We start from the raw sequence: 24,256 nt of genomic DNA, 5'->3' as shown, positions 1-24,256 counted from the left end.
CGAACATTAGTTCGAGATGATGCTCACCCATCCCCCGTCCGGGTGGGGTAGGTCAGGCGCGGCGGTGATACGGCAGGAAGCGCCGGACCAGCCGCAACGGCGCGCGTTCGACGAGGTCCGGACCGCGCACGGCGTCGAAGGCCGCGCCGATCTGGTCGACGACGCCGGACAGTTGCTCGTTGTCGGGCATCGGCATCTCCGCCGGGTCCCGTTCCTCGCGGACGGCGGCCGCGAGTTCGGCGAGGGCCGCCGTCAGGAGCGCGACGTCGGCTTCGTCGGGGGCGGGGGCGCCGCGCCCGAGGGTGACGCCGACCTCGGTGACGGCGTCGGCGACGCGTTCGAGCCCGGCGATCACCGGCCACCAGGCGACGGCCTGCCGTCCGGCGGCGGAGGGTTCGACGACGACCTGCTGGAACGCGGTCCGCAGGTCGGCCAGTGCGCGGTAGGCGCGGCGGCGGGCGCGTGAGCGTTCCAGGCGGGCCTCGCCGGACGGCGCGAGCACGAGTCCTTTGTCGACGTACTTCACCAGGCTGTCGAGGCCGTCGGCGAGCCGTCCGCCGACCTGCGGCCGTCGGCTGCCCGGCCAGAGCAGGTAACCGAAGATCAGCACGATCGCGCAGCCGAGCACGGTGTCGACGAGCCTCGCGAGCACGATGTTCCAGCTTCCGGTGCTGGCGAGGTCCATCTGCAGGATGATCAGCGGCGTCACGAAGGCGCTGAGGATGCCGTAGTTGCGCACCTTGCCGACCGCGACGCCGCCCGCGAAGACGGCGATCAACAGGACCAGCAGCCAGCCTTCGCCGCCCGCGGCGAGCACGGCCGCGCCGATGCCGACGCCGATCACCGTGCCGATGCCGCGCAGCACGGCGCGGCCGAAGACCGAGCCGAAGTCCGGTTTGAGGACGATGCCGACGGTGAGCGTGATCCAGTAGGACCGTTCGAACGGGACGAGCAGCGCGACGACTTCGGCGATCGCGACGCACAGCGTGAGGCGGAGCGCGGCGAACCAGGTGAGCGGGCCGGAAACGAGCGAAGCCGCCCAGCCGCGAAGGCGTTTGTGCCACGGCTGGACCTCGCGTCGTTTCCGGTTGTCGCCCTTGCCTATCCGGGCGAGCCCGGCGTAGAGGGCGGCGAGGACCGGGTCGGCGTCTTCGGGCGCTTCGGGTGGCTCGGGCAGTTCCTGGTTCGCGAGGACGGCGGCCGAGGTCGCGATGAAGTGATCGATCACGTCGTCCGGGGCGTGGCGGCCGGCGTTGACCATCGCGACCGACGCCTCGACGGCGGGGGTGCTGGCCGAGAGCAGGTTGAGCAGCTGGCGGTAGGTGGCGTCGCGGCCGGACAGCCAGGAGCGGGCGGTGAGCAGCCGGTCGTACGCGGTGTTCATCGCGGTGGTGAGCTGGTGCCGCGCGACGCGGGAGGTGGCCTCGTCGGTCGCGGAGAGCATCGCGGCGAGTTCGACGTAGACGTGCGCGACGGCGCCGCGTTCGGGGCTGGTGGCGCGGAAGGTCCAGGTGGCGAGCGCGATCAGCAGGCTCCAGGCGGCGCCGACGCAGAAGTAGCCGAGGAGGACTTCGACGCGCAGGCCGGTGACGTGCTGGCCGGTGCCGAGCACGCAGAAGACGAACATCTGCAGTCCGGCGACCGACGCGTTGCTGCCCGCCGCGCTGATCAGCGCGGACACCGCGGCGACCCCGACGACGACCGGGATGGACGCGGCGGGGATGCCGCCGGTGATCAGTCCGGCGAAGTAGCCGAGACCGGCCGCCGCGGTGGCTCCGCCGAGCCGCCGGGCGCGGTAGCGGTACGGACCGGCGGATTCGGAAAGGACGGTCGGCAGGGCGCCGGTGGAGACGAGCGCGCCGACTCCGATGTCGCCCAAGGCGTAGCCGACGGCGAGTGGGACGGCGAGGGCGAGGACGGCGCGGGCGACCATGTTCCACGGAATGGGAACCGGTGTGCTGCGGAGCAGCTGCACCAGCCAATGTGGTGCGGCGATCTCGCGGCGCGGCGTGCTCACGCCCCTATCTTTACTTATCCGTGGCGTTCGGAGCGGTTATCGTCGCCACATGGGCAAGACGTACTCCTTCGAGGTCAACCGGACGAGCAGCGCCTCGCCCGCTTCGCTGTTCGCGCTGGAGGCCGACGGTTCCCGGTGGTCGGAATGGGCGAAGCCGGTGGTGTTCCACTCGCGCTGGGCGCGGGAACCGGGCGCGGACGGCGTCGGCGCCGTGCGGGCCGTCGGCCTGTGGCCGGTGTATCTCCACGAAGAGACGCTGGAGTACGAACAGGACCGAAAGCACGTCTACGGCTTCGCGGGTCTCGCGCTGCTGAAGGACTATCGCGCCGAAGTCTCGTTCACGCCGAACGCTTCCGGCGGAACGGATCTGCGATGGACCGGCCGGTTCACCGAACCGCTGCCCGGCACCGGCGCCGGCATCCGCACGGCCCTGCGCGCCGTGATCTCGATCCTGGCCACCCGCCTGGTGAAACACGCCGAACGCGCCTGACCCCACCCCCCGCCCTTCCCAAGGGGGGCGACCCCGAGTCCAGTCTACCGGCGGAGGGCGACGGGAACGGGCGATCGGCGGAGTTGTCCACAGACGACGATGGTTGTGGACAACTCCTGTGGGTAGGCGAAGGACGCCATAGCCGCATTGGACGCGGCGAAGGGAGCTTTCGCCGCATGAGACGCGGTGAAGGACGCCTTCGCCCCATAAGAGAGAGAACCTCAGCCCGCGCCCAGGCACAGGAAAGGGCGCCGCAGCGGATCGGCCGCGGTCGCTTCCGCGAGCGCCAGGGCGGGCGCGGTCCCCAGCGCCAGGCGCCGGTGCAGATCGGCCATCGCGGCCGCGGCCGCCTTGTCGCCGACCCGCGCGATCGCGCCGATGACCGTCCGCGAACCGCTGGCGAGCAACGTCCCGGCGAAACCGAGTGCCTCCTCGCCGGGCCGGATATGACTCATCGCGAGTTCGCACGCGGCCAGCACCACCCGCTCCGGCGGCTTCGCGAGCCGGGCGGTTTCGTGCGCGTACAACGGGCCGTCGACCAGTTCCAGCCGCGAGAACAACGCGTTCGCCGGTTCGTGCGCGCCGTGCGCGACCAGGTGCGCCATGCCGGAACCGTCCAAAGCGGACAGGACGGCGTCGCTGGTCGCGTCCTTCCCGTCGACGAGCCGGGCCTGCGGGTACACGGCCCGGAGGTTCCGCACCTCACCGACCGAACCCGGCACCCCCGGCCCGCCGGCGAGCAGCACCGGACCGGAGTTCCGCCGCCCGGACGCGGTCACCCAGGCGGTCGCCGACGGCGCGATCGACACCGGATGTCCGTGCAGTGAAGGCAAAGCGCCCCAAGGCAACGCGTACAGCGAACCGATCGGCACGATGATCAGCTCACGGTTCTCCAGCGTCTTCGCCAGCGACGCGGAGATCAGCCGGTCCAATTTGTCCGCCCGGCGCCGCGCGGAACCGGTGACGACCTCGACCAGCGGCGCGGGCAGGTTGTCCGGCGCCAGCGCGTCGAGGTCCGCGTGCAACTGCCGCGCGGTCTCGACGATCTCCCCGAGCGGCCCCAGCTTCAGGAGCCGGAACCGGCCGCGGTCGACGACCACCGCGTACAAGGTGTCGCGATACCCCATCAGGCTGACCAGCACGCGATCGCCGAGCCGCTCGACCACCTCTTCGGGTGCCGAGACGGGCCTGGGGCGACCCCACTGGCTGGTGTACCACCCGAGCCGCGTCGCCTCCCGCTGCAAACGGTCGTAGCGCTCCTCGAGCTGCCCGACCGGTTCACCGGACAGCCGCCGCGCCTGGATCGTCCCCTGCACGTGCCGCATTTCGTTGATGTGCCGGGCGAGCGCGGGATCCTCGATGACCGGGAGCGGCTCGTAGCGGTACACCTGCGCGCGCGTGCGTTCCAGCCACGCGAACAGGCTCTTCGCGCCGGCGCCGCTGCGCCTCGCCTTCTTGAGCACCAGCGTCAGCGCGAGTTTGCCCAGCTCTTCGCCGTGCGCCGCCGTCCCGCAGACGAGGTCGAGCCCGCCCATGCGGTCGCGGATCTGCCCGAGTTCCGCGAGCCCGGCCCGCGCCTGCGCGAGCGCCGAACGCGGCCGGTGGGACGCCACGGCGAGTTCGGCCCGGCACAACCGCAGCTGCATCCGGTGGTCGATCGGCGTGGTCTGCCGCGGTTTCGGCACCTGCGCCAGCAGCGTCTGGGCGGCGGCCGTCTCCCCGCGACGGATCAGCAGCCGCACCGCGAACATCCGGGCCGCGCCCGCTTCGTCGCGCAGCCCCAGGCCCGCCAACCGGATGGCGAGTTCGGCCAGCCGCTCCGGCAGTTTCGCGGGCGGTTTCTTCTCCCGGTCCGCCAAGACCTTCACCGCGTCCGCGCGGAGCCTGGTCAGTTCGGCGATCTCCGCCCAATGTCCTTTGCCACGCCGCAGGAAGCTCCGCCGCGCGGACGTCGCGAGCTTCTTCGCCAGCGCGTAGTCGTGCTCGAGGATGGCGGCCCCCGCCCTGGCGACCTCCGCCTCCGCCTCGTGCTGGACCGATCCGTTGCGCCGCAACTCCGGCAGGGCCTCATCGAGATGCCGCGCGGCCTCCTCGGCGAGTCCGGCGGTGAGCAGGGCCTTCGCCTGGTCGAGCCGGACGAGCGGCAACGAGCCTGGTCCGTCGGTGACGAAGATCGAGGCGGCCTGCTCGTAGTGCCGGAGCGCCTCGGGGATGTCGCCGAGCAACTGGGCGTGATCACCCAGGTTGTGCCGGATCTTCCCTTCGAGCATCCGGTGGCCGTGCTCGACGGCGAGGTCCAGCGCGTCGATCAAATCCTTGTAGGCGGCGTCCGGGTTGCTCATCTCGAGGTGCAGCCAGGCTCGGTTCACCAGCGATCTGGTCAGCACCAGGCTGTACTTGTCCGCTCTCGCGGCCAGCCCCGGCAATGCCGCGCTGTTGAGGGCGAGCGACTCCTCCAGCCGTCCCGCACGCATCAGCACGACGGCACGCTGCAACACGACCGTGTAGCTCAGCTCCCGGCGGATATCGCCCTGCGGCAACAGAAGCCGGACGCGTTCCGCTTCGTCCAGCCTGGCCAAGCCGTCCTCTTGAGACGTGATCTCCGCTTCCGCGGCGGCGAGGCTGATGAGGATCCGGACCCGGATCTCCAGCCGCTCGGTCCTGTCCGGTTCCACCGGTCCCAGGCGTGACAGACCGCGCTGCAACAACCGGATGGCCGCACCGGGACCGTGATCGGAGGCCGCGGCCCGGGCCCGGCGGTGCAGATCGGCCGCCTCCTCGGCTACGGAATCGACGGCAGGAAGCGACGCGGGCACACGCACTATGGGAGCACACCCACGCCGCATAACGGAACAGCCGTCCGGTCAGAGCACCACTGTCGGGGTCACGACGGTCCGGCGACAGGTCACGTCGCCGAGGTGGACCACGATCTGGGTCGTCCCTTGGGGCACGTTGTCCAGCACGAACCGGCCTCCCTCGTCGGCGGTGGTGGAACTCGTCCCGTGCTCGGCGACGCGAACCTCCACTCCGTACTCGCCGGCGGGCACGAGCCAGCCGTCGATCCGGTGCTTCTTGCCGATCTTGGTGAGGTTGATCATCACGGTCAGATCGCTGACGGTGAAGGTGATCGTGCCGGTGTCGCTGCCGCGAACGCCCGCCGTGGCGTCCATCCGTTCCCAGCGGGCGACCTCGACGTCGAGGTTTTCGAGCGCGAGCGCGAATTGAACCCGCTGCACCAGGTCTCCCGGCGGCGGGTCCAGTTCGTCCATGAAGCGCCCGATATCGGCGAGCAACTCCTCATCGCCCGGGGAGGTCATCTCCCCCGGCGTCCCGAGGTCGTTCATCGGCTTCCCCCTTCGTGGGCCAGCAGGTCGCGCATCGATTCGAGGCAACGGCCCCTGGTCGGGCCGACACTTCCGCGCGGCATCCGGAGTGCTTCGGCGACCAGTTGGTATTCGGCCCGCCCGGCGAGCACGGTCAGCCGAAGGAGCTGCTGACAGCGGTGCGGCAGGCGGAGGAAGGCGCGCCAGACCCGGCGATCCCGGTCGGCGCGGACGGCTTCCTCTTCGGGGGCCGGATGGGTGCTCTCCATGCTTTCGGCCAGCTCGTCGGTCAGCGGGACGGGCTGAGCGCGGCGGCCGAAGGGATGCTGTGCCTCGCGCCTGGTGGTGGTGATCAACCAGGCGGCGAGCGCTTTGGGGTCACGAAGTTTTTCGAGCTGGCTGAAGAGCGCGAGCCACACCGTTTGGACCACGTCCTCGGCGGTCAGGCGGTCGAGCCCGTTCGCGCGCGCGACATGCCACACGAGCGGGGTCAGCTCGTGCACAAGTCTGTCCATCGCCTGGCGGTCACCGGCCCGCGCCGCGCGCATGCAGGCGGCATGCAGGTCGGCACCGGTCAGTCCTTCCCATGGCGGGTCTACCTCGGTCGTTTGCACGTCGGTCACCGTATCTGCCCCACTTCGGACGTGTCTTCGTGTCGGCGCTGGCAGTATCGCGGGCCCTTCGGGGAGAAGGAGCGTGCAAGAGGCTCTGGGATACATCAAGTCACTAACTTTTTTGTCGAGTTTCGGTCGTCCCCCTCGGCGTGGGCGGAGGACAAAGGCACCGGCCGGCGCGAGTAGGTGTGGACTGCGCACCGGCCGGTCCTTTTTCCCTCCCCCGGGCCCGCTCCCCAACGGGCCCGCGTCCGGGCGTCCCCCTCCCCCGAAGGAGCACCCGGAGGCAATGCCCGGAGGCCCCCTCGGCCTCCGGACATCACCTGTCTGTGTTGAGTCAGTTCACCGTCGGATTCGTGCTGTGCGGGTCGTAGTTGCCGTCCGGACTCGTGCCGGGTCGGGGCGGGACCGGCGCCGTGATCGGCTTCGACTTCGGGGTCGTCTCTTCGAGGTCTTCGGTGGCCGTGGCCTCGTCTTCGACGGGCGCGGTGTTGGTCTCGGTCGTCATCGGGTGTCCCTCATTTCCTCGACTGCTCCATAGGACGCAACGAGGCTGCCACCAGATACACGCAGAGCCAGCTTTTTCATGGAAATTTCTTAATCTGTGGCAAGCGAGTGACCTGATCAGCGCTTTTGGCCCGAAAAGGTGTCGCTGAGTAGCCGACGGCTCACGTCCGCGAGTTGCCCGGCCCAGCGCCGATAGCCCTCGGGACCGGGGTGGAAACGGTCCTCGGCGAAGGTCGCGGGGTCCAGCATCGCGGCGGGCATCGGGACGTGGACGACGCCGGGCAGCAAGGCCAGCCGGGCGGCCGCGGCGTCGAGGACGGCCGACCGCGCGCCGAGGACGTCCCGCAGCGGACGCGGCAGCGAGGGGAACCGGCCCATCGGCGGCACACCGGCCAGCACCACCGGGACCCGTCCCACGCGACGTCGCAGTGCGACGATCAGGTCGAGCAGGTCACGCCGGTAGCGCGTGGCCGAATGCAGTTCGATCGTGTCGTTGACGCCGAGCGCGATCACGACGAGGTCGGCGGGTTCGAGCAGCGGCAGCAGGTCCTCGCGCACAACGCGGGCGTTGGCGCCGGTCCGGCCGAGTGCCTGCCAGGCGACCGCGCGGCCGTCCCGCGCGAGTTCCTCCGCGAGCCGCCCAGTCAGCGCCTCGGCGTGTGTCGCCGCGCCGACCCCGTCCACAGTGGACTCGCCGAGCACCGCGAGCCGCACCGGGTCGCCGTCGCCCGCCACCAGGCCGGTGACCGGCCCCGCGGCACCGGGCAGCCTTGGTGTCGTACGGCGCACCCGGACGGCTTGCGCGAGCAGGATCGGGGCGAGCACCACCGCACGGCTGATCACCTCGCGACCTTACTGCCGCGTTTCGTCCTCTGAACGCGATCGTTGCGCACGCAACAACCGCATCGAGAGGACTAAATGCGGGAGGTCAGCCGTGGGCGATCGAGACCGTCTGGCGGACGAGAGAGTCGTCCGCGGCCGCGCGGAGCAGGTAATCGGCGACGTCGGCGCGGTTGATGCTGTAGCTCCCGCGGACGTTGCCGTCGGTGCGGGCGGCGATCTCGCCGGTGTGCGGCCCGTTCAGCAGACGCGGCGGACGCACGATCGTCCAGTCGAGGTCGCTCGCGCGCACGATCCGCTCGGCGGCGATCATGTCCGTGAACGCGTGCCGGAGGATCCTGCCCAGGACCGGCTTGACGACGTTCCTGGTGAAGAAGGTGTCGCCGTCGACGAACGGGCCGCTGGCGCTCACCAGCAGCAGCCGCCGGACACCCGCCGAGCCGAGCGCGGCGACGGCGGCGCGGGCCCCGTCGGTGACGATGGTCGTCGGGTTGCGGTCGCGGGCGCCGAGGGCGGAGATCACCGCGTCGCGCCCGGCCACCGCCTCGGTCAGCGCGCCGTGCTCGGACAACTGCGCGACGACCACTTCCAGCAGGTCGCCCTCGACGTCCAGCCGGGACGGGTCGCGGACGACCGCGGTGACGTGGTGGCCGGCGGCCAGCGCCTGCTTGACGACTTCGGAACCGACCCCGCCCGTGGCACCGAGAACAGTGAGCTTCATGGTCACGCCTTCCTGGGTTAGTGAACACTCACCCACTATGGTGAGTGTTCACTAACCACTTGTCGAGCGAACGCTGAGAAGCCCTCAGGAGCGAACATGGGAAGCCGCGAGGAGATCGTCGCCGCGGCGGCGAAGGTGATGCGCGAGCAGGGCTACGCGCATGCCACGACGAAGGCCATCGCGCAGGCGGCGGGCTACTCCGAGGCGTTGCTGTACAAGCACTTCAAGGACAAGACCGAGATCTTCACGAGTGTGCTCACCGAGCGGCTGCCCGCGCTCGGGTCGACCTTGGACGAGCTGATGGACACCACGGGGACACCGTCGGACACCCCGCTCGCGACGAACCTCGCCCGGCTGGCGCGGATCACGCTGTCGTTCTACCTGGAGAGCTTCCCGATCGCGGTGTCGCTGTTCTCGTCACGGGAGTTGCTCGCGACCCACCGGGAACGGGTCCTGAGCCGGGACCGCGGGCCGGACGTCCCGCTCGTGCGCGTCGCCGAGTACCTGCGGAAAGAGGCCCGGCTCGGCAGGATCCGCGAGGACGCGGATCTGGACGCGGCGGCGTCACTGCTGCTCGGGGCGTGCTTCCAGTACGCGTTCCTGGCGTCCTTCGAGGACCGCGAACCGTCCACGGAGGAGCTGGACGAGTGGGCGGAACGGCTCGCGGCGACGCTCCTGGTCGCGGTGGTCTCGTGAGTGCTCAGGACGGTTCTCTTCGGGAGGGCTTCGTCCCACGGGTCACGCGAGACGCCCGCCGCAGGTACCCGAGACACTCATGGCCCTACTTGCCCTTTTCGGCCCGCATCTCGTGCCACTTCGCGTACATGTCGTTGAGCTCCTTGATCATGAAGCTCAGGAAGTCGCGCATCTCGGCGACCCGCTCACCCGCCGGCGTGTCCGGCCCCAGCGCCGAAACGCCCTCGTCGGCCGCGTCGCGCCACATGGTGATCATGCGGTCGCGTTTCATGAAGGTGGCGTACCAGAGGTCGTCGAAGAGCCGGTAGTGGTCGCGGCGCGAGCCGGGCTCGCGTTCCTTGGCGACCAGCCCGATCTGCTCCAGGTACCGCACGGCCCCCGAGATCGCGGCGGGGCTCACCGACAGCTGGTCGGCCAGCTCGGCCGCGGTGAGACGGCCGGCGTCGGTGGTCATCAACGCGGCGAACACCCTGGCGGGCATCCGCTGCATCCCGATCTGGGAGAGCGTGAGGCCCAGGTGCTCCACGTAACGGCGGACGGCGTCCTCGTCTCTCTGCGTGCTCGAAGCACTCTCAGGCGTCGTCGTCATGGGCACATCCTCTCTCACTTCCCCCAGAGTGATCACACCATCCATACGTTTTCTTAACTTCACAACTTCGTGAAATCACTGTACCTTCAGCTTCATGGAAAACGCCATCTCCATCTCCGGCCTCCACAAATCCTTCGGCCGGACCAAGGCTTTGGACGGCCTCGACCTGCGGGTACCCGTGGGGGAGGTGCACGGCTTCCTCGGCCCGAACGGCGCGGGGAAGTCGACCACCGTCCGGGTCCTGCTCGGTCTGCTCCACGCGGACTCGGGCGACGTCCGCCTGCTCGGCGGCGACCCGTGGAAGGACGCGGCGAGCCTGCACCGGCGCCTCGCCTACGTCCCCGGCGACGTGAACCTCTGGCCCAACCTCTCCGGCGGCGAGGTGATCGATCTGCTGGGGCGGCTGCGGGGCGGGCTCGATCAGCGCCGCCGCAAGGATCTCGTCGAACGTTTCGACCTCGACCCCAAGAAGAAGGGGCGCACCTACTCCAAGGGCAACCGGCAGAAGGTCGCGATCGTGGCCGCGCTGGCCTCGCACGTGGACCTGCTGATCCTCGACGAGCCGACCTCCGGGCTCGACCCGCTGATGGAGGCCACCTTCCAGTACGCGATCCAGGAGGAGCGCGAGCAGGGCCGCACGGTGCTGCTGTCGAGCCACATCCTGGCCGAGGTCGAGGCGCTCTGCGACAAGGTCAGCATCATCCGCAACGGGCGCACCGTCGAGACCGGCACGCTCGCCGAGCTCCGGCACCTCACCAGGACGTCGATCTCGGCCGAACTCGCCGGACCTCCGAACGGGCTCACCGAACTCCAGAACATCCACGACCTCAAGGTCGAGGGCAACCGGGTCCGCTTCGACGTCGAAACCCGTTCCCTCGACGAAGCGCTGCGGCAGCTCACCCAGGTCGGCGTCCGCAGCCTGACCAGCCAGCCGCCGACGCTGGAGGAGCTGTTCCTCCGCCACTACACCACCGAAGCGAGCGCGAAATGACCGCGACGCTGGAGCGCCCGGCCGTCGTTTCCGGGCCGGCGCACGGACTGGTCGGCACCTGGCAGCTGACCAGGCTGGCGCTGCGGCGGGACCGGATCGTCCTGCCGATCTGGATCGTCCTTCTCGGGATCATGCCCTCGACGTCGTCGGGCACGTTCGAAACCCTGTACCCGACGGCCGCCGAACGGGCCGGGCTCACCGCGGGCATGGGCGCGAACCCGTCCCTTTCGCTGATCTACGGCCCGGCCTTCGACCTCTCGACCGCGGGCGGGTTCACCGCGTGGCGGCTCGGCGGTTTCCTCGCCCTGGTCATCGGGCTGATGGCGGTCTTCACCGTCACCCGCCACACCAGGGCCGAGGAGGACTCGGGCCGCGCGGAACTGCTGGCCTCCGCGGTGGTCGGCCGGTACGCCCTGCTGACCGCGGGTGTGCTGGTGTCGGCCGGGGCGAGTGTCCTCATCGGACTCGTCGAGACCGGGCTGATGATCGGCGCGAAGCTGCCCGTCGAAGGCTCGCTCGCGCTCGGCGCCGCCACCGCGGTGACCGGTCTGGTCTTCACGGCGGTCGCCGCGGTCGCCGTCCAGGTGGCCGAGTACTCGCGGACGGCCAACGGGATCGGCGCCACCGCCGTCGGGGTCGCGTTCCTGCTGCGCGCCGTCGGTGACTCGACCTCGGACGCGACCTGGGTCTCCTGGCTTTCGCCGATCGGATGGGCACAGCAGATCCGGGCCTTCGCCGACGAACGCTGGTGGGTGTTCTTGCTGCCCCTGGCCGCGACCGGGGTCGTCGGCGCGATCGGTTACGCGCTCCTTCCGCGCCGCGACGTCGGCACCGGCATCATCCCGCCGCGTCCCGGACCCGCCGAAGCCGCGGCGTCGCTGCGCAGCCCGTTCGCGCTGGCGTGGCGGCTGCACCGGGGTCCGTTGCTCGGCTGGCTGATCGGCACGGCGGTCTGCGCCGCGGTGTTCGGCTCGGTCGCGAGCGGGATCGGCGACGTCGTCGGGGAAAGCCAGCAGGCGAAGGAGATCTTCCAGCGTCTCGGCGGCACGGACGGGCTGGTCGACGCCTTCATGGCGGCGATGACCGGACTGTTCGCCATGGTCATTGCGCTCTACGGGGTGCAGGCCGCATTGCGACTGCGCACCGAGGAGACCGCGGTGCGGGTCGAGCCGCTGCTCGCGACGGGCGTGGGCAGGATGCGGCTGCTGGGGAGCCATCTCGTGTTCGCGTTCGGTGGCACCGCGCTGATGATGGTCGTCAGCGGTGTCCTCTTGGGACTGTCGAACGGGATGCGGTCCGGCGGGGTCGGCGGCGCGGTCGGCGACATGGTGGTCGCGTCGCTGGCGCAGCTTCCGGCGGTGTGGGTGATCACCGGGCTCGCCGTGACCCTCTTCGGCCTGGCGCCGAAGTTCACGACGGCGGCGTGGGCGATCGCCGGGCTGGCGTTGCTGCTCAGCCTGTTCGGCCCGGTGCTGAACCTGCCGCAGGCGATCGTGGACGCCTCACCGTTCTCGCACGTTCCGAAGCTGCCCGCCGCGGAGTTCACCGCGACACCGCTGGTCTGGCTGACCGGGGTCGCCGTGGTCGCGCTCGTGGCCGGGCTCATGGGCTGGCGGCGTCGCGACGTCGGCTAGCCACAGGGGATGACCGTGGAGGCCGTTCATCGGGGGCGGCCTTCACGGTCCTCAGTCGCTTCGGAACCCGGTGGTGGTCGAAGGCGGCAGCGCCGTCGAGGTGGGCGAGGGCGTCACGGTCCTGGTCACCGTGCGCGGCGCCGGCGTGCTGGTCCGCGTGATGACGAGCGGCTCCGGGGCGCTCCCCGGCACGGTCACCGTGACCGGCCCGACCGAACGGGACGTCGAGGTCGGGGACGGGGTCGTGCCGACTTCGTAGACGCGGGGCTGTGGCTCGCGGCTGGCGACCAGGAGCGCGGCGACGAGCAGCCCGGTCGCGAGACCCGCGATGGCCGCGACCGTGACGGAACCCTGACTCGACATCCGGCACCCCCTCGCCATGCGAAGCGCAGGTACGGGGACTACTCGCGTTGATCTTACGTTTTGTTACGTAGCGTGCGCAAACCGTCGACAATGATCCGCACGAGATGCCGCTCTTCGAGTGAGTACCGTTCGGCGGCGAGACACCCGGCGATCAGGGCGCGCAGGTCGTCGCCGTCGATGTCCTCACGCACCGCGCCCGCGGCCTGTGCCCGGGTCAGCAGCGCCTGCGTCGCCGAGCGGAATTCGTCGCCCGCGCTCGCCTTGAAACCCAACCCGGTCGTCTCGGCGAGCGCGTCGCAGAGGGCCCGGTTACGGGACGCCTGCTGGACGACGCGTCTGAAGAAGTCGAAGAACGCTTCGCCGGGGTCTTCAGCGGTCAGCAGCTCGCGGGCTTCCCGCGCGAACTGTTCGAGACGGTCCACGACGACGGCCTGGAAGAGCGCTTCCTTACTGGGGAAATGCCGGTAGACGGTGCCCGCGCCGACACCGGCCATGCGGGCGATCTCGTCGAGGGGGACGGCGAGACCGTCGACGGCGAAGGCCTCTTCGGCGGCCGCGAGCACCTTCGCTCGGTTGCGGCGCGCGTCGGCGCGCAGCACGGGCTTGTCCACTGTTCCCCCTCCTCAACCGGGTCCGGCGTTCCGATTCAACGCCGGCGGCGACGAGGGCATTCCTCACTGGACCGCGGTCTGCGTCCCGTCCGGTGTGAGCAGCCCTTGGACCGTGGTGAAGAGGTACTCCCAGACACCCGGGATCAGCACCACCGCGGCGACCGCGAACACCGGGAAGATCAGCCGGTTCTCCACCTTCTTGCCGGTGCGGAACCGCAGCGGTTTCGGCGGCCGGATCTCGTACCAGGTCTCGCCCGCGATCGGGATCGGGAACAGGAACGGGCAGCCGGATTCGGTCAGCGCGTCGCCGAGGCAGTGTACGAAACACCCGGCCGCGACGGCGATGCCGAGCCAGCCGGAGATCTCCGCGAGCTGCGCCGCCTTGTCCGGCGGGGCGGTCCACACCCACCAGCCGACGGCGGCGCCGCTGACCGGCAGGAGCCAGTCGCCGAGCGCGCCTTCCGCAAGCAGCAGGCCGAGCACGACGACGCCGAACACGGCCCAAGGCCCGCCCTCGGTGGTCCCCCAGGAGGTCAGGAAGCCGAGGCCGACGGCGAACAGGACGGTGTGCGAGAGATGGCGGTGCTTACCGGTGACCTTCTCGTCCCGAGGCCCCTTGGTCAGCGCGTAGAGCCCCGCCGAAACGCGGCGAAGCAGCCATGAGATCGCGCCGGTGAACCAGCCGAGCAGCTTCGACGCGCGAGCACCCGGATGGTCGAGGTCGGGAAGGAGGGCGAAACCCGCCGTGGTCGCGGCGAAGACGACCGCTTGGTGCACCGTGCCCGCTCCGACGGCGGGCGCGAGCGCGAGGCCCGCGCACCACCCCGTCAGGGCATGCGTCCGCCCCATCATCTTGCTGCCCCCAGGTGTCGCGGATCACGAGCCCACGACCGTAGCGGGGGATCAGGCGGGGGGCTCCTCCGACACGCTGAGGTGCTCGGCGACGCCGGTGAGCTCGATCACGCGGCTCACCTGGGGGCTGGGCACCAGTTCGAGCTCGACCGCCTTCTCGGCGGCCTGGCGCTGCGCCTGGAGCACCACGTTCAGCGCCGAGGAGTCGAAGAAGGTCACGCCGGTCAGGTCGGCGACCACCCGGCCGGACGGTTTGTCCGTGATCAGGGCCCCGAGGGTCTCCTGAAGCTGCGGGCTCGTCAGCAGGTCGAGCTCACCGGTCACCACCACACGCGGTTCAGACGCGTCGGCGTCCAGCGTGATGCTGAAACCGGGCGGCGTGGTGTTCTGGTCCGCTGCGGGCATGCACATTCTCCTCATCAGGTGAGAACCGACGCTCAGCGCCGGAACGCGCCTGTGGTCTCAAGCGACGGCCGCGCCCAGTCCGGACACGGACGCACGCTCTTCTTCGGCGGGTAGGCGTGGCTGTCCCCGCAACGACAGTCCCAACCCTAACCCAGTACGGACGGGGCGCCACGATCGCCGTCGTGCGCGTCGCCGACCGGTGCCCGGGGCGCGCTCAATGCGCGGTCAAGGCCTTGCGCCCGGCGCGGCGTTCACGAAGGAACAGCTCGCGACGCTCGATCTCGCCGAGGCCACCCCAGATGCCGTACGGCTCCTGCACCGCGAGCGCGTGCTTGCGGCACTGCGCCAGCACGGGGCAGGTCTGGCAGATCGCCTTGGCGCGCGATTCGCGCCGCTCACGGGCGGAACCGCGTTCGTTGTCCGTGTGGAAGAACAAGCTGCTGTCCGCGCCTCGGCACGACCCACGGAGCTGCCAGTCCCACTCTTCCGCCACCACGTTCGGCAGCCGGCTCACGTCAGCCATGTCGGTCCCCGCCTTCCAAGGAGATCGTTTGTCGCCGGTTACATGCCCGCCCCCTGCACGGCTCAAACGTGGGTTTGGTTTGCTCACACCCAGGGCATCTGACGGAGCGGCAGCGCAGCTCGAGAGAGGAACACACGTGGTGGACAACACCCCGCCCGGCGGGGAGGGCGCTCAACTCATCGAGGTACGCACGGCCGCGGTACCGCACGTGGTACCCACCCTCCGTACGATCGTCGCGGATATCGCGATGCGCCAGGACTTCGATCTGGACGCCGTCGAAGACCTCCGGATGGCGGTGGACGAGGCGTGCTCCATGCTGCTCCCCTCGGCCGCCGACGGCCATCTGACCTGCGTCTTCTCGTGGAAGGACGGGCGGATCGAGGTGACCGTCTCGGTGCTTTCGGACTCCCCGGAACCCGACGACGAGACCGGTCTGTCCTGGCAGCTGCTCACCGCGCTCGCGACGTCCGCGCGGCGGAGTGTCACCCCGGCCGACGGCGGCTACCTGTCCAGGGTGGAACTCGTCCGGGAGAGCGAGGCGGCCCGGCCGTGACCGAACCCGTCGGGCAAGACGGCGCGGATGTCCCGGTCCTGTTCGAGCGCATGTGCGCGCTGCCCCCGGACGCCCCGGAGCGCGAGGCGCTGCGGGACGAGCTGGTGCGCGCGCATCTCGAACTCGCGCGCAATCTGGCGCGCAAGTTCCGCAACCGGGACGAGTCGATGGAGGATCTGGTCCAGATCGCGACGATCGGGCTGATCCACGCCGTCGACCGGTTCGATCCCGGTCAGGGCAGCGACTTCCTGGCCTTCGCGGTCCCCACCATTTCCGGCGAGCTGCGGCATCACTTCCGTGACAACAGCTGGTCGGTCCGGGTGCCGCGGCGGCTCAAGGAGCTGAACGCGAACATCTCGGCCGTGCGCGAGGAGCTCACCGTCCGGCTCTCGCGCGCGCCGAAACCCAGTGAGATCGCCGCGCATCTCGGCGTCCCGATCGACGAGGTCTACGAGGGCCTCCGGGCTGGCCAAGGCCGCTATGGGGCCTCGCTGGACAACCTCCTGGAGAACTCGGCGCACACCCGCTTCGGCGAGGCGGACGCCAATCTGAGCCAGGCGGAGCTGCGGGAAGCGCTGCGGCCGATGCTGGAGCGGCTGCCTGATCGGGAGCGCAAGATCGTCGCGCTGCGGTTCGGGTCCGGGATGAGCCAGTCGGATATCGCGCGCCGGGTCGGCGTTTCCCAGATGCAGGTGTCCAGGCTGCTGGCCGCCACGCTCAAGAAACTGCGTGAAGGATTGACCGAGACGGAACTCACCGACGGAGTCTGATTCGACCTCGGCCCTTGTGGGTATCAGGGAGGCGAACAGCGGATCTGGGAGTCTCTCGTGAGGGGAGGTGCGGAACCATGACGATGTCCAAGACGCGATCGGAGGGCTCGTTGCCGGTGGTCTCCCTGCCCCTGCCGGTCGATGTGACGGCACCCGCCGTCGCGCGACAGGCCGTGCGGACGACTCTCGGGAACCTCGGCCTCGACGGGCCGGAAGTCGACGACGTCCTCTTGGCCACCTCCGAGCTCGTCACGAACGCCTTCGAGCACGGAGAGAAGCCGGACAGGCTCGAAGTCGAATACTCCGACGGAAGGCTCACCCTGCGGGTCTTCGACTCCGGTACGAACCGGCCGAAGCTGAAGGAGCCGTCGCCGATGGCGGCGCGCAGCCGCGGTCTTCAGCTGGTGCACGCCTTGGCCGACGACTGGGGACACGAGCTCTGCTCGGGCGGCAAGTACGTCTGGGCCGTGTTCAGTCTTGCTCGAGCCGACGCTTCAGCTTGAGCGCGGCGTCCGTCTCGGCGATGCGCTCTCGGAGCGATTTCCGCTCCAACGCTTCGACGGCGGCGACAAGCACCTCCCTGAGCGGGTACGGCAGTTCGGCTTCCAGCTGGGCGGCCGCGGCGCTGGTCGCCGCCCATTCCGCTTCGAGCGTCGGCATCAGGCCGAGTGTCTTCTCGGTCAGCGAAACGATCCTTTGCCGGGCGTCCGTCCCTGGCCGGAGCGAGACGAGGTCCTGACGGGCCATCTGCGCGATGGTCTGGCTGGCCGCGGAATGGGTGACGCCGACTTCGGCGGCGAGGTCGCGGATGGGCAGCGGCCCGTGCGCGACGATCGCGCGGACGAACGGCGTGAACCGCGGCCGGTAGTCCCCCAGCCCGATGTCCTCGAAGAACGCGGAGACGTCCGCTTCGGTCACGTCGAGGACGTGCCTGAGCAAAGTGCCCATCCCTCGTTCGCGCGGCGGCCTCCCCACCAGCGGATCATAACGACATACTTCTGAGATGACGCCCGAAGAGCTGCTGACGACCACCCGGACCGTCCGCAAACGACTGGACCTGACCCGGCCGGTGCCTCTCGAACTGGTCAAACACGCCCTGCAGGTCGCGCTGCAGGCGCCGAGCGGGTCGAACACCCAGCGCTGGCACTGGCTGGTGATCACCGATCCCGGGCAGCGGGCCGAGCTCGGGAAGCTCTACCAGCGGGCGTGCCGCGAGTACCTGGATTCCCCTCGGGCGGCGGGAAAGCTGTTCGCGGACGACCCCCAGCGCTCGAAGGTGCAGAAGCGCGTCGGCTCCAGCGTCGAGTACCTGGCCGACAAGATGGGCGAAGTGCCCGTACACGTCATCCCGTGCCTGGAGACCGACAGCGCGGACCTGCCCGCCGGGAACCAGGCCGGGCTGTGGGGGAACCTGCTGCCGGCGGTGTGGAGCTACATGCTCGCGGCGCGCGCGGTCACGCTCGGCACGGCGTGGACCACGCTGCACCTCGCGTACGAGAAGGAGGCCGCGGAGATCCTCGGCCTGCCCGAGAACGTGCACCAGGCCGCACTCATCCCGACGGCGTTCTACACCGGCGACACGTTCAAGCCCGCCGCGCGTCAGCCGCTGGAAGAGGTCATGCGGCTGGATCGCTGGTGAGGTAGGACTCCAAGCGGTCCGCGAGTTCCTTGGGGTGACTCAAGGGCACGGAGTGCGAGCCGTCGATCTCGTCAGGGGCGAAACCGAGCCTGTCCTGGACGACCCGGCGTTGGAACTCGGGCGGGAAGAAGCGGTCTTCACGCGCGATGAGCACCTTCGTCGGGACGTCCGGCCACTTGTCCAGCGGCCACGGCTGTCCCCATTCGGCGCTGACCTGGTTCCGGGCGTGCGAGCCCGCCTCCGCGACGATGTCTGCGGGGACGCCGTTGTAGAACTGCTCTTCTTCGCTGAGGCTTTCGTCGGACTTGAAACCCGTGTTGCCCCACCAGTCCCCCGGTGACTCGCCCGGCTTCGGGACCATCGGCGTCAGCATCACGAGCAGCCGCGGTGAAAGCTTCTCGGCCACCAGCGGCGCGGTGAAGCCCCCATAGGAATGGCCGAGCACGACCAGGTCCCCGCGATCGCCGATGGCGTTCACGACGGCTTCCACGTGTTCCGGGAAGCCCGCCTTTTCGTCGTCGATCGGCAGGTCGACCGCGACGACGTCGTGCCCGCGCCCGGTCAGTTCCGCCTCGAGGAGGTGGAAGTCCCAGGCGCTGCCGCCACCGCCGTGGATCAGTACGAAGGTCGCCATGTCCCCAGCCAACCCGAAACCGGGCTGATCAGCAACGACCGAGCATGTCGCTGAGTGCGCTCTTCTCCGCTGTCGTGATCGTGAGGCCGTAGTAGTGCTTCACGGTGATCCAGTCGGTGGCGTAGGTGCACCAGAACGAGACGAGCGGCGGCTTCCACTGGTCCGGCGCCTTGTCGCTCTTCTCCTGGTTGACGTTGTCGGTGACGGCGAACAGCTGCGGCCGGGTCAGGTCGTTCGCGAACTGGCGCCGCTTCTCGTCGGTCCACGATTTCGCGCCGCTGACCCAGCTTTGCGCGAGCGGCACCATGTGGTCGATGTCGACGTCGGTCGGCTTCGTCCAGGTCTCGCCGTCGTAGATGCTCGTCCAGCTGCCGGAGGTCGGGGCGCAGTCGGAACCGGTCTTGACGTCCTTGCCGTCGCGTTTGAGCACGAACTCGCGGGTGTTGCAGTTGTTCCCCTGGTTGTCCCAGTGCGGGTACTTCTTGCGGTCGTAGCCGTCCATCGAGCCGCGCGGGGCGACGGTGAGCTCGTCCAGTTGCTTGCGCGCGTCGGCCGCGCTCGCCGGGTTCGCGGGCTTCGGCTGCAGCGCGTCGCCCTTGCCGCTCACGAACCAGAACACCGCGAGCACGACGGCGGCGAGGGTGATCAGCAGGAGCAACCGCTGAGCAGTGGTCATCTGGCTGGTACGCGTGGCCACCGCGCGGTTCCTCTCGACGGGGGGATGGGGAGCGCCAAGTATCGCCGCGCGGCGCGGGGAAACCGGGCGCGACACGGCGATGACACCCGGTAGTTGTTGTCACATCGGGGCCTTGAGCAGCGACTACCCCAGGGACGCTGCCGGAAGGAGCGGGCTTGTGGGCGCCGAAAAACGTAAATGGAACACCCGGGTCGACGACTATCTGAACCGGAAGGCCGCGGAACGCGGGCACGTGATCGCCATGGCACGGATGGGATCCACCGCGCTGGAGCGTGGTGATCTCGACGGGGCCGAGACGTGGTTCCGCAAGGCCGCCGAGGGCGGGGACAGGGTCGCGATGGGCAACCTGGCGCATCTCCTGAACGAGCGCGGCGTACCGGAACAGGCCGAACGCTGGTACCGCGAAGCCGCGACCGCCGGTGATTCGCAGGCCATGTCGCATCTGGGAAATCTCTGTGCGCGCCGAGGGGATCGGGAGGCGGCGGAGGACTGGTGGCGCCGGGCCGCCGCCGAAGGCCGCGTCGAGGCGATGGCGGAACTCGCGCGGTCGAGGCACCGCGGTGGCGATCTCGAGGAAGCCGAATACTGGGCGGGCGAGGCCGCCGAGGCGGGCAACGTCGAAGGCATGATCACGCTCGGCGCGGTGCTGTGCGACACCGGCCGGACGTCCGAAGCGGATCCCTGGTGGCGCAAGGCGAGCGAAGAGGCCGACGCGGCATCGCTGATCAAACTCGGCCATCAGGCGCAGCAACGAGGCGACCTCACGCGCGCCGAAAGCTGTTTCCACGCGGCCGCGGCCGCCGGTGCCCCCGACGCCGCCGTCCGCCTCGGGCTGGTGCTGCACCGCCGCGGCGAACTCGACGCCGCCGAACGCTGGTATCTCAAGGCCGCCAAACGAGGCGACGCCGCCGCGATGACGAACCTCGGCGTGCTGGCCAACGACCGGAACGACCCCGGTGAGGCCACCGCCTGGTACCGGAAGGCCGCGGAACTCGGCAGCGTTCCCGCGTACACCAACCTCGGCAGGCTGGCCGCCGACCACGGCAACTTCCAGGAGGCCGAACACTGGTTCCGCGCGGCCGCCGACACCGGCGACCAGGCGGGCCTACGGGATCTGGAGGAGCTGTACCGCAACCGCCAGCGGTATTAGGCCTGCCAGTTCCGCATCGCCGCGAACCCCTCACGCAGCCGCTGGAGCTTGCGGCTGCGATACGGGTCCTCGCCGTCGTCGAGCCGCCACCGCTCCTCGACGCCGGCGCGGAACACCGCGAGCCCCTCGAAACCGAGGCCCGCGGTGAAGTCCGCGATGTTCACGTCGACGCGGCCGGAACCGTCGAGATCCAGCCGTAGCAACCACTCCGCGAGCTCCTTGGGCTCCGGTGGCGTGTCCGCGCAGGCTTCCGCGTACAGCGCGAGCGCGCCCGACACCTCGGAACCGAGCACACCGAAGGAGTCCTCGACGAAGTCCAGCGCCTCCACGACCAGCTCGATGACGCGGCACAGCAGCGGCCCGTCCATGAGTTCCCTGGCGGTGGCGAGCACCTCGCGCACCTTCTCGGTGTACGCGACCGTGCCCTGGAAGCCGACGAAACCGCGCAACCGCAACGTTCCCTCGACGTGCCGGCGCAACGCGTCGAGGTCGCCGCGGCCCGCCTTGAGCGAGAGTTTGCGGAACAGGACCGGATCCTCGTTCGCGTGCCCGACGAGCAGTTCGACCAGCTCCTCGCGGTCGAGCGTCTCGACGTACCCGCGGATGTCGGCCGCGCCGCCGTCCGCCACCCCTTCGAGGACCAGCAGCCCGACGGCCACGCAGTGCTTGCAGAAGAAGCCGTCCGCCGCGTGCGGGCAGGAGCACTCGCCGACCAGCTCGCCGTCGACGTTGCGCAACCGGACCGTGTACCGGTCGGTGCCGCTGACCACGGCCGTCACCCCGCCCGCGACGTCGTCCAGCGTCTCGACCGACTCCAGGTACTTGGCGCCGCGCGCGAACGAGACGTCACCGGCTTGCCTGCGGAGTTCGTCCTCGCTGAACCACGTCACCGGCCTATTCTGCGCCTTGGCCCGGAGGACCGAGGAACAACCCACCGCTCGCGTCGAGGACCTGCCCGGTCACCCACCGGGCGTCGTCGGACACGAGGAACGCGACGACGTCCGCGATGTCCTCCGCGGTGCCGAGCCTTTGCCGCGCGGTGAGCGTCTTTATGGCGGCCTCCAGCTCCGGCGTGAAGATCCGGCCGTTGTCCGCGGTCCTGGTGGCGCCCGGCGCGACGACGTTGACCGTGATCCCGCGTGGCCCGAGCTGGTGGGCGAGGGTGCGGCTCATCGTCTCGAGCGCGCCCTTGGTCATCGCGAAGGACGTCTGCGCGGGGTTGGCCATCCTGGTGGCGACCGACGAGATGTTGACGATGCGGCCGCCGTCGTTCAGCGGCGCTCGCTGGATGAGGAAGTACGGCGCCTTCACGTTCACCGCCATCAGGTGGTCGAAGCCCTCGGGCGTGTCGGTCTCGATCGGCCCTCCCGGTGCGGCCGCCGCGTTGTTGACCAGGATGTCCAGACTGTCGATGCCCTCCAGGGCCTTGTCGACTCCGTCCATGGTCGACAAGTCACCCTTGGTGCTGTCGTGTCTCAGGACTTCGATGCCGTCCTTTTCGAGCCGCCGCGCGATCGCCGCTCCGATCCCCCGCGAGGCCCCCGTCACCAATGCCGTCTTCATTGCGCACCCCAGATGTTAGTGACTAACACTTTGATAGTGTCTACCACGTGAACCTCCGAGACCGCCAGCGCGCCGAAACCCGGCTCGCTGTCCAGACGCACGCCATCCGCCTCTTCACCGACGTCGGCTACGACGCGACCACCGTCGCCGACGTCGCCGCGGCCGCGGGCGTCTCGGCGATGACGGTCTACCGGCACTTCCCGACGAAGGAGGACCTGGTCCTCTACGACGAATACGACCCCGTGACCGCTTCGGCCGTCGCTGCCGCGCCCCCTGGGCCTTTGCCCGCGCGGATCGGACACGCGCTCTCGGAAACGGCCGCTCACGGGTCTTCGTCGGAGAAGGCGTTCCTGCTGGCGCGGCTGCGGCTGATGATCTCGGTGCCGGCGCTGCGGGCGCGGCATCTGGACAGCCAGTACGCGACGGCCGATGCGATCGTGGCCGCGCTCGGTTGTCCGCCCGAGGAAGAGTTTCGGGCGCGGGCTACGGCTATGGCGTGCCTTGGGGCGGCGCATGTCGCGCTGCTGCGGTGGGCGGAGACGAACGGGGAGGCGGATCTGGCGGGGTTGATCCGGGAGACGCTGACCAGCGTCTTTGAGCGCGGGTCTTAAGCGTAGTGCTCTCGGTGGTAATCGAGATGATCCTTATCAATGTGGTGGTCTACATGCTGACGCAACTCGCTCACCACCTCGCCATGCACGACGACTTTCATGTCCTCACTAATCACCATGGCCCCATAATCAAACAGCACGTGGCAATTAGGGCATAGGCAAAGGACATTTGAGTAGACATCCGGGCCATTGTGTGGGCGTCCAAGACCGCGAATATGGGCGCCTTCAGAATAGGCTTTGTCACCAATCTTAAGTCGAACCCCACAGGTCTGACACACGTCGTCATGCACCTGTTTCACGTAGTTGACCACCTGCGTGGACCTAACCAAGCGCTGCACCTTGGCAGACACCCTGGCGGGAGCATCGTTACCTGCAGGAATCGGCAGCAACGCCTGAGTTTGCGGCTCCGCAGCCACCACGGCCCCAATCGCCAGCTTCATCATGCGGAACTGGCAAACCATGAAGCCATCCTTACCGGGCTGACGCCACACCTCGGCAACCCGGTAAAGGCCGTCATAGCGAAGACCCGAATCTGGCGCATAGGAGGATTTCTTGTCGGCGCCACGGATCACCCGAACAGGCTCACCAGTAACACTGCTTGTCACCAAAGCAGCGTTTCCACTGGCTTTAAAGCTTTGATCTTCAATCTGCTTGCCTGACGGACTCCGCCCGCCATGGCCGGTATAGATGATCTCGTCCCCAAAGTCCTTGTCGTCTGAGTACCCACCAGAGACAACGATGGACTTCGCTCCAGTATCGCCTTTCCCGGAAATGCCAGCCTGAAGCTGCTTGTGGACTCCACGATCGAACGCGTCTCGCCGGTTGACGAACGTAGTCCCCTCAGGGATACCAGGGATCTCCCCGAACCCCTCTCCGCCGACGGCCAGCCGGTGAGTCTCGACGTTCCTGAACTCGAACCCGAGGCGCCCCAAGTGGGCAATCAGCTTTTCTTCCCCTGCACCAAAGTCAGCCGCACCGAGCTCCGCGCCGACCGCTGCGCGGTGCGCTGACAGCACGAGCACTTTTGCGTCGTAATCCGATCCCTCGTGCATCACTACGTAGCGAGACGCACGCGTCATACCCTGCAGACGCCTGAAGTTCTCGGCACCAACGTCGTCGTGCTCGGCGATCGCCGCAAGCACCGCTTCTCGAGAGATGTCTTTCAAGCCCACAACAAGACGTTAGGCCAACTTGCGGCAGCGCAACACCCTCAACTGGACGAACATCAACTTCGCCGTCGTCGCATGTGTGCCCCACAGGTCCACACCCCACCCGAAGAACAGGGCTGATAAATAGCATTGCTTTACGTTGACTCATCAGCCATAGTTAGGGCAATCGACCCACCACAGGAGCAGCCATGATGAACATGCACGAGCGAAAGGCGCAGCGTTGGCATTCAGCCGTCGCGCCCACCGCCGTATGTCCGTCGCCCTGTTCCTGGCGAGGCTCACACCGAGCTGACC

The 24,256-nt window shown here is 69.2% G+C and carries 29 protein-coding genes; 10 read left to right on the top strand and 19 right to left on the bottom strand.

All coding sequences use genetic code 11. The annotated features are described in order from the left end of the window. Positions 1-52: 52 nt before the first annotated feature. Entirely contained in the window at positions 53-2,017 is a 1,965-nt protein-coding gene (locus AB8M46_RS13315; RefSeq protein WP_394360388.1) for an FUSC family protein, read from the bottom strand. 49 nt (positions 2,018-2,066) lie between these two features. On the opposite strand from AB8M46_RS13315, the gene AB8M46_RS13310 reads away from it, so the two are divergent. Continuing rightward, entirely contained in the window at positions 2,067-2,507 is a 441-nt protein-coding gene (locus AB8M46_RS13310) for an SRPBCC family protein (protein WP_073846095.1), read from the top strand. A 221-nt stretch (positions 2,508-2,728) separates the two neighbouring features. On the opposite strand, the gene AB8M46_RS13305 is transcribed toward AB8M46_RS13310, so the two are convergent. The 6 genes from AB8M46_RS13305 to AB8M46_RS13280 form a co-directional block, all read right to left on the bottom strand. Beyond that, positions 2,729-5,329 carry a CHAT domain-containing protein gene (locus AB8M46_RS13305; protein WP_081975696.1) on the bottom strand — a complete coding sequence of 867 codons (2,601 nt, stop codon included), beginning with the start codon at positions 5,327-5,329 and terminating at the stop codon, positions 2,729-2,731. A 42-nt stretch (positions 5,330-5,371) separates the two neighbouring features. Beyond that, positions 5,372-5,851 carry a hypothetical protein gene (locus tag AB8M46_RS13300; RefSeq protein ID WP_037333250.1) on the bottom strand — a complete coding sequence of 160 codons (480 nt, stop codon included), beginning with the start codon at positions 5,849-5,851 and terminating at the stop codon, positions 5,372-5,374. Further along, positions 5,848-6,453, bottom strand: a complete 606-nt coding sequence (locus AB8M46_RS13295) for an RNA polymerase sigma factor (protein ID WP_007030724.1) — start codon at positions 6,451-6,453, stop codon at positions 5,848-5,850. The genes AB8M46_RS13300 and AB8M46_RS13295 overlap by 4 nt, the downstream gene beginning before the upstream one ends. 328 nt (positions 6,454-6,781) lie before the next feature. After that, on the bottom strand, positions 6,782-6,952 hold the full coding sequence (locus tag AB8M46_RS13290) for a hypothetical protein (RefSeq protein WP_378424433.1): 171 nt from the start codon (positions 6,950-6,952) through the stop codon (positions 6,782-6,784). A gap of 116 nt (positions 6,953-7,068) precedes the next feature. After that, positions 7,069-7,794 carry an SGNH/GDSL hydrolase family protein gene (locus tag AB8M46_RS13285; RefSeq protein WP_378424431.1) on the bottom strand — a complete coding sequence of 242 codons (726 nt, stop codon included), beginning with the start codon at positions 7,792-7,794 and terminating at the stop codon, positions 7,069-7,071. 85 nt (positions 7,795-7,879) lie between these two features. Beyond that, the gene (locus AB8M46_RS13280) at positions 7,880-8,512 is read right to left on the bottom strand and encodes an NAD(P)-dependent oxidoreductase (protein WP_394360387.1); all 633 of its coding nucleotides are present in this window, start codon (positions 8,510-8,512) and stop codon (positions 7,880-7,882) included. Between the two features lie 96 nt (positions 8,513-8,608). Here AB8M46_RS13280 and AB8M46_RS13275 point away from each other — a divergent pair, with 96 nt between their 5' ends. Continuing rightward, positions 8,609-9,208, top strand: coding sequence for a TetR/AcrR family transcriptional regulator (locus tag AB8M46_RS13275; RefSeq protein WP_394360386.1), 600 nt, complete (start codon positions 8,609-8,611; stop codon positions 9,206-9,208). 85 nt (positions 9,209-9,293) lie between these two features. Here the strand turns inward: AB8M46_RS13275 and AB8M46_RS13270 are convergent, their stop codons facing one another. Beyond that, positions 9,294-9,797, bottom strand: a complete 504-nt coding sequence (locus AB8M46_RS13270; protein ID WP_037333262.1) for a GbsR/MarR family transcriptional regulator — start codon at positions 9,795-9,797, stop codon at positions 9,294-9,296. A 94-nt stretch (positions 9,798-9,891) separates the two neighbouring features. On the opposite strand from AB8M46_RS13270, the gene AB8M46_RS13265 reads away from it, so the two are divergent. After that, positions 9,892-10,788 (top strand): ATP-binding cassette domain-containing protein, encoded by an 897-nt coding sequence (locus AB8M46_RS13265; RefSeq protein WP_378423692.1) that lies wholly within the window; start codon positions 9,892-9,894, stop codon positions 10,786-10,788. Next, positions 10,785-12,422, top strand: coding sequence for an ABC transporter permease (locus AB8M46_RS13260; RefSeq protein ID WP_394360385.1), 1,638 nt, complete (start codon positions 10,785-10,787; stop codon positions 12,420-12,422). Before AB8M46_RS13265 ends, AB8M46_RS13260 begins: the two co-directional genes overlap by 4 nt. Positions 12,423-12,473: 51 nt before the next feature. On the opposite strand, the gene AB8M46_RS13255 is transcribed toward AB8M46_RS13260, so the two are convergent. The 5 genes from AB8M46_RS13255 to AB8M46_RS13235 all read right to left on the bottom strand — a co-directional run bounded on the left by AB8M46_RS13255 (position 12,474) and on the right by AB8M46_RS13235 (position 15,176). Beyond that, positions 12,474-12,785: a hypothetical protein gene (locus AB8M46_RS13255; protein WP_125731739.1), complete on the bottom strand. Its 312-nt coding sequence runs from the start codon at positions 12,783-12,785 to the stop codon at positions 12,474-12,476. Between the two features lie 53 nt (positions 12,786-12,838). After that, positions 12,839-13,396 carry a TetR/AcrR family transcriptional regulator gene (locus AB8M46_RS13250; RefSeq protein WP_125731737.1) on the bottom strand — a complete coding sequence of 186 codons (558 nt, stop codon included), beginning with the start codon at positions 13,394-13,396 and terminating at the stop codon, positions 12,839-12,841. A gap of 63 nt (positions 13,397-13,459) precedes the next feature. Then, positions 13,460-14,245, bottom strand: coding sequence for a metal-dependent hydrolase (locus tag AB8M46_RS13245; RefSeq protein ID WP_063277261.1), 786 nt, complete (start codon positions 14,243-14,245; stop codon positions 13,460-13,462). A gap of 54 nt (positions 14,246-14,299) precedes the next feature. Then, entirely contained in the window at positions 14,300-14,653 is a 354-nt protein-coding gene (locus AB8M46_RS13240) for an STAS domain-containing protein (protein ID WP_016330770.1), read from the bottom strand. Between the two features lie 214 nt (positions 14,654-14,867). Next, on the bottom strand, positions 14,868-15,176 hold the full coding sequence (locus AB8M46_RS13235) for a WhiB family transcriptional regulator (RefSeq protein ID WP_037315146.1): 309 nt from the start codon (positions 15,174-15,176) through the stop codon (positions 14,868-14,870). Between the two features lie 136 nt (positions 15,177-15,312). Between AB8M46_RS13235 and AB8M46_RS13230 the strand changes: the two genes are divergently transcribed. From AB8M46_RS13230 to AB8M46_RS13220, 3 genes are all read left to right on the top strand, one after another. After that, entirely contained in the window at positions 15,313-15,729 is a 417-nt protein-coding gene (locus tag AB8M46_RS13230) for an anti-sigma factor (RefSeq protein ID WP_037333273.1), read from the top strand. Beyond that, the gene (locus AB8M46_RS13225; RefSeq protein WP_037333276.1) at positions 15,726-16,499 is read left to right on the top strand and encodes a SigB/SigF/SigG family RNA polymerase sigma factor; all 774 of its coding nucleotides are present in this window, start codon (positions 15,726-15,728) and stop codon (positions 16,497-16,499) included. Before AB8M46_RS13230 ends, AB8M46_RS13225 begins: the two co-directional genes overlap by 4 nt. Positions 16,500-16,576: 77 nt before the next feature. After that, positions 16,577-17,002, top strand: a complete 426-nt coding sequence (locus AB8M46_RS13220; protein ID WP_037333278.1) for an ATP-binding protein — start codon at positions 16,577-16,579, stop codon at positions 17,000-17,002. Here AB8M46_RS13220 and AB8M46_RS13215 read toward each other — a convergent pair. After that, a complete protein-coding gene (locus AB8M46_RS13215) occupies positions 16,971-17,447 on the bottom strand; it encodes a MarR family transcriptional regulator (protein WP_052120267.1) in 477 nt (158 codons plus the stop codon). The two genes, AB8M46_RS13220 and AB8M46_RS13215, sit on opposite strands and share 32 nt — an antisense overlap. A gap of 55 nt (positions 17,448-17,502) precedes the next feature. Between AB8M46_RS13215 and AB8M46_RS13210 the strand changes: the two genes are divergently transcribed. Beyond that, entirely contained in the window at positions 17,503-18,138 is a 636-nt protein-coding gene (locus tag AB8M46_RS13210; RefSeq protein WP_037333280.1) for a nitroreductase family protein, read from the top strand. On the opposite strand, the gene AB8M46_RS13205 is transcribed toward AB8M46_RS13210, so the two are convergent. Together AB8M46_RS13205 and AB8M46_RS13200 are read right to left on the bottom strand one after the other, a co-directional pair. Further along, complete coding sequence (locus AB8M46_RS13205) at positions 18,116-18,772, bottom strand: alpha/beta hydrolase (RefSeq protein ID WP_037333283.1); 657 nt, start codon at positions 18,770-18,772, stop codon at positions 18,116-18,118. The genes AB8M46_RS13210 and AB8M46_RS13205 overlap by 23 nt on opposite strands. A gap of 28 nt (positions 18,773-18,800) precedes the next feature. Beyond that, positions 18,801-19,448, bottom strand: a complete 648-nt coding sequence (locus AB8M46_RS13200; RefSeq protein WP_369797390.1) for an HNH endonuclease family protein — start codon at positions 19,446-19,448, stop codon at positions 18,801-18,803. 178 nt (positions 19,449-19,626) lie between these two features. On the opposite strand from AB8M46_RS13200, the gene AB8M46_RS13195 reads away from it, so the two are divergent. Then, positions 19,627-20,619, top strand: a complete 993-nt coding sequence (locus AB8M46_RS13195; protein WP_037333290.1) for a tetratricopeptide repeat protein — start codon at positions 19,627-19,629, stop codon at positions 20,617-20,619. Here the strand turns inward: AB8M46_RS13195 and AB8M46_RS13190 are convergent. Together AB8M46_RS13190 and AB8M46_RS13185 are read right to left on the bottom strand one after the other, a co-directional pair. Next, entirely contained in the window at positions 20,616-21,509 is an 894-nt protein-coding gene (locus tag AB8M46_RS13190; RefSeq protein WP_037333294.1) for an SWIM zinc finger domain-containing protein, read from the bottom strand. The two genes, AB8M46_RS13195 and AB8M46_RS13190, sit on opposite strands and share 4 nt — an antisense overlap. Before the next feature lie 4 nt (positions 21,510-21,513). Further along, positions 21,514-22,182, bottom strand: coding sequence for an SDR family NAD(P)-dependent oxidoreductase (locus AB8M46_RS13185; RefSeq protein WP_394360384.1), 669 nt, complete (start codon positions 22,180-22,182; stop codon positions 21,514-21,516). 47 nt (positions 22,183-22,229) lie between these two features. Here AB8M46_RS13185 and AB8M46_RS13180 point away from each other — a divergent pair, with 47 nt between their 5' ends. Then, positions 22,230-22,793 carry a TetR family transcriptional regulator gene (locus tag AB8M46_RS13180; RefSeq protein ID WP_394360383.1) on the top strand — a complete coding sequence of 188 codons (564 nt, stop codon included), beginning with the start codon at positions 22,230-22,232 and terminating at the stop codon, positions 22,791-22,793. On the opposite strand, the gene AB8M46_RS13175 is transcribed toward AB8M46_RS13180, so the two are convergent. Beyond that, entirely contained in the window at positions 22,790-23,965 is a 1,176-nt protein-coding gene (locus AB8M46_RS13175; protein ID WP_394360382.1) for a YDG/SRA domain-containing protein, read from the bottom strand. The genes AB8M46_RS13180 and AB8M46_RS13175 overlap by 4 nt on opposite strands. Positions 23,966-24,256: the final 291 nt, after the last annotated feature.

The sequence above is a fragment of the Amycolatopsis sp. SB7-3 genome (assembly GCF_041021335.1).
Taxonomy (GTDB): Bacteria; Actinomycetota; Actinomycetes; order Mycobacteriales; family Pseudonocardiaceae; genus Amycolatopsis; species Amycolatopsis japonica.
This window is presented reverse-complemented; position numbering and strand designations above follow the sequence as displayed.

Bases quoted from the DNA above. Each gene is read 5' to 3' on its own strand.
- AB8M46_RS13210 (WP_037333280.1), top strand. From the start codon at position 17,503: ATGACGCCCGAAGAGCTGCTGACGACCACCCGGACCGTCCGCAAACGA.
- AB8M46_RS13300 (WP_037333250.1), bottom strand. From the start codon at position 5,851: ATGAACGACCTCGGGACGCCGGGGGAGATGACCTCCCCGGGCGATGAG.
- AB8M46_RS13205 (WP_037333283.1), bottom strand. From the start codon at position 18,772: ATGGCGACCTTCGTACTGATCCACGGCGGTGGCGGCAGCGCCTGGGAC.
- AB8M46_RS13310 (WP_073846095.1), top strand. From the start codon at position 2,067: ATGGGCAAGACGTACTCCTTCGAGGTCAACCGGACGAGCAGCGCCTCG.
- AB8M46_RS13220 (WP_037333278.1), top strand. From the start codon at position 16,577: ATGACGATGTCCAAGACGCGATCGGAGGGCTCGTTGCCGGTGGTCTCC.
- AB8M46_RS13265 (WP_378423692.1), top strand. From the start codon at position 9,892: ATGGAAAACGCCATCTCCATCTCCGGCCTCCACAAATCCTTCGGCCGG.
- AB8M46_RS13245 (WP_063277261.1), bottom strand. From the start codon at position 14,245: ATGGGGCGGACGCATGCCCTGACGGGGTGGTGCGCGGGCCTCGCGCTC.
- AB8M46_RS13215 (WP_052120267.1), bottom strand. From the start codon at position 17,447: ATGGGCACTTTGCTCAGGCACGTCCTCGACGTGACCGAAGCGGACGTC.
- AB8M46_RS13270 (WP_037333262.1), bottom strand. From the start codon at position 9,797: ATGACGACGACGCCTGAGAGTGCTTCGAGCACGCAGAGAGACGAGGAC.
- AB8M46_RS13185 (WP_394360384.1), bottom strand. From the start codon at position 22,182: ATGAAGACGGCATTGGTGACGGGGGCCTCGCGGGGGATCGGAGCGGCG.
- AB8M46_RS13200 (WP_369797390.1), bottom strand. From the start codon at position 19,448: ATGACCACTGCTCAGCGGTTGCTCCTGCTGATCACCCTCGCCGCCGTC.
- AB8M46_RS13275 (WP_394360386.1), top strand. From the start codon at position 8,609: ATGGGAAGCCGCGAGGAGATCGTCGCCGCGGCGGCGAAGGTGATGCGC.
- AB8M46_RS13280 (WP_394360387.1), bottom strand. From the start codon at position 8,512: ATGAAGCTCACTGTTCTCGGTGCCACGGGCGGGGTCGGTTCCGAAGTC.
- AB8M46_RS13255 (WP_125731739.1), bottom strand. From the start codon at position 12,785: ATGTCGAGTCAGGGTTCCGTCACGGTCGCGGCCATCGCGGGTCTCGCG.
- AB8M46_RS13290 (WP_378424433.1), bottom strand. From the start codon at position 6,952: ATGACGACCGAGACCAACACCGCGCCCGTCGAAGACGAGGCCACGGCC.
- AB8M46_RS13240 (WP_016330770.1), bottom strand. From the start codon at position 14,653: ATGCCCGCAGCGGACCAGAACACCACGCCGCCCGGTTTCAGCATCACG.
- AB8M46_RS13260 (WP_394360385.1), top strand. From the start codon at position 10,785: ATGACCGCGACGCTGGAGCGCCCGGCCGTCGTTTCCGGGCCGGCGCAC.
- AB8M46_RS13235 (WP_037315146.1), bottom strand. From the start codon at position 15,176: ATGGCTGACGTGAGCCGGCTGCCGAACGTGGTGGCGGAAGAGTGGGAC.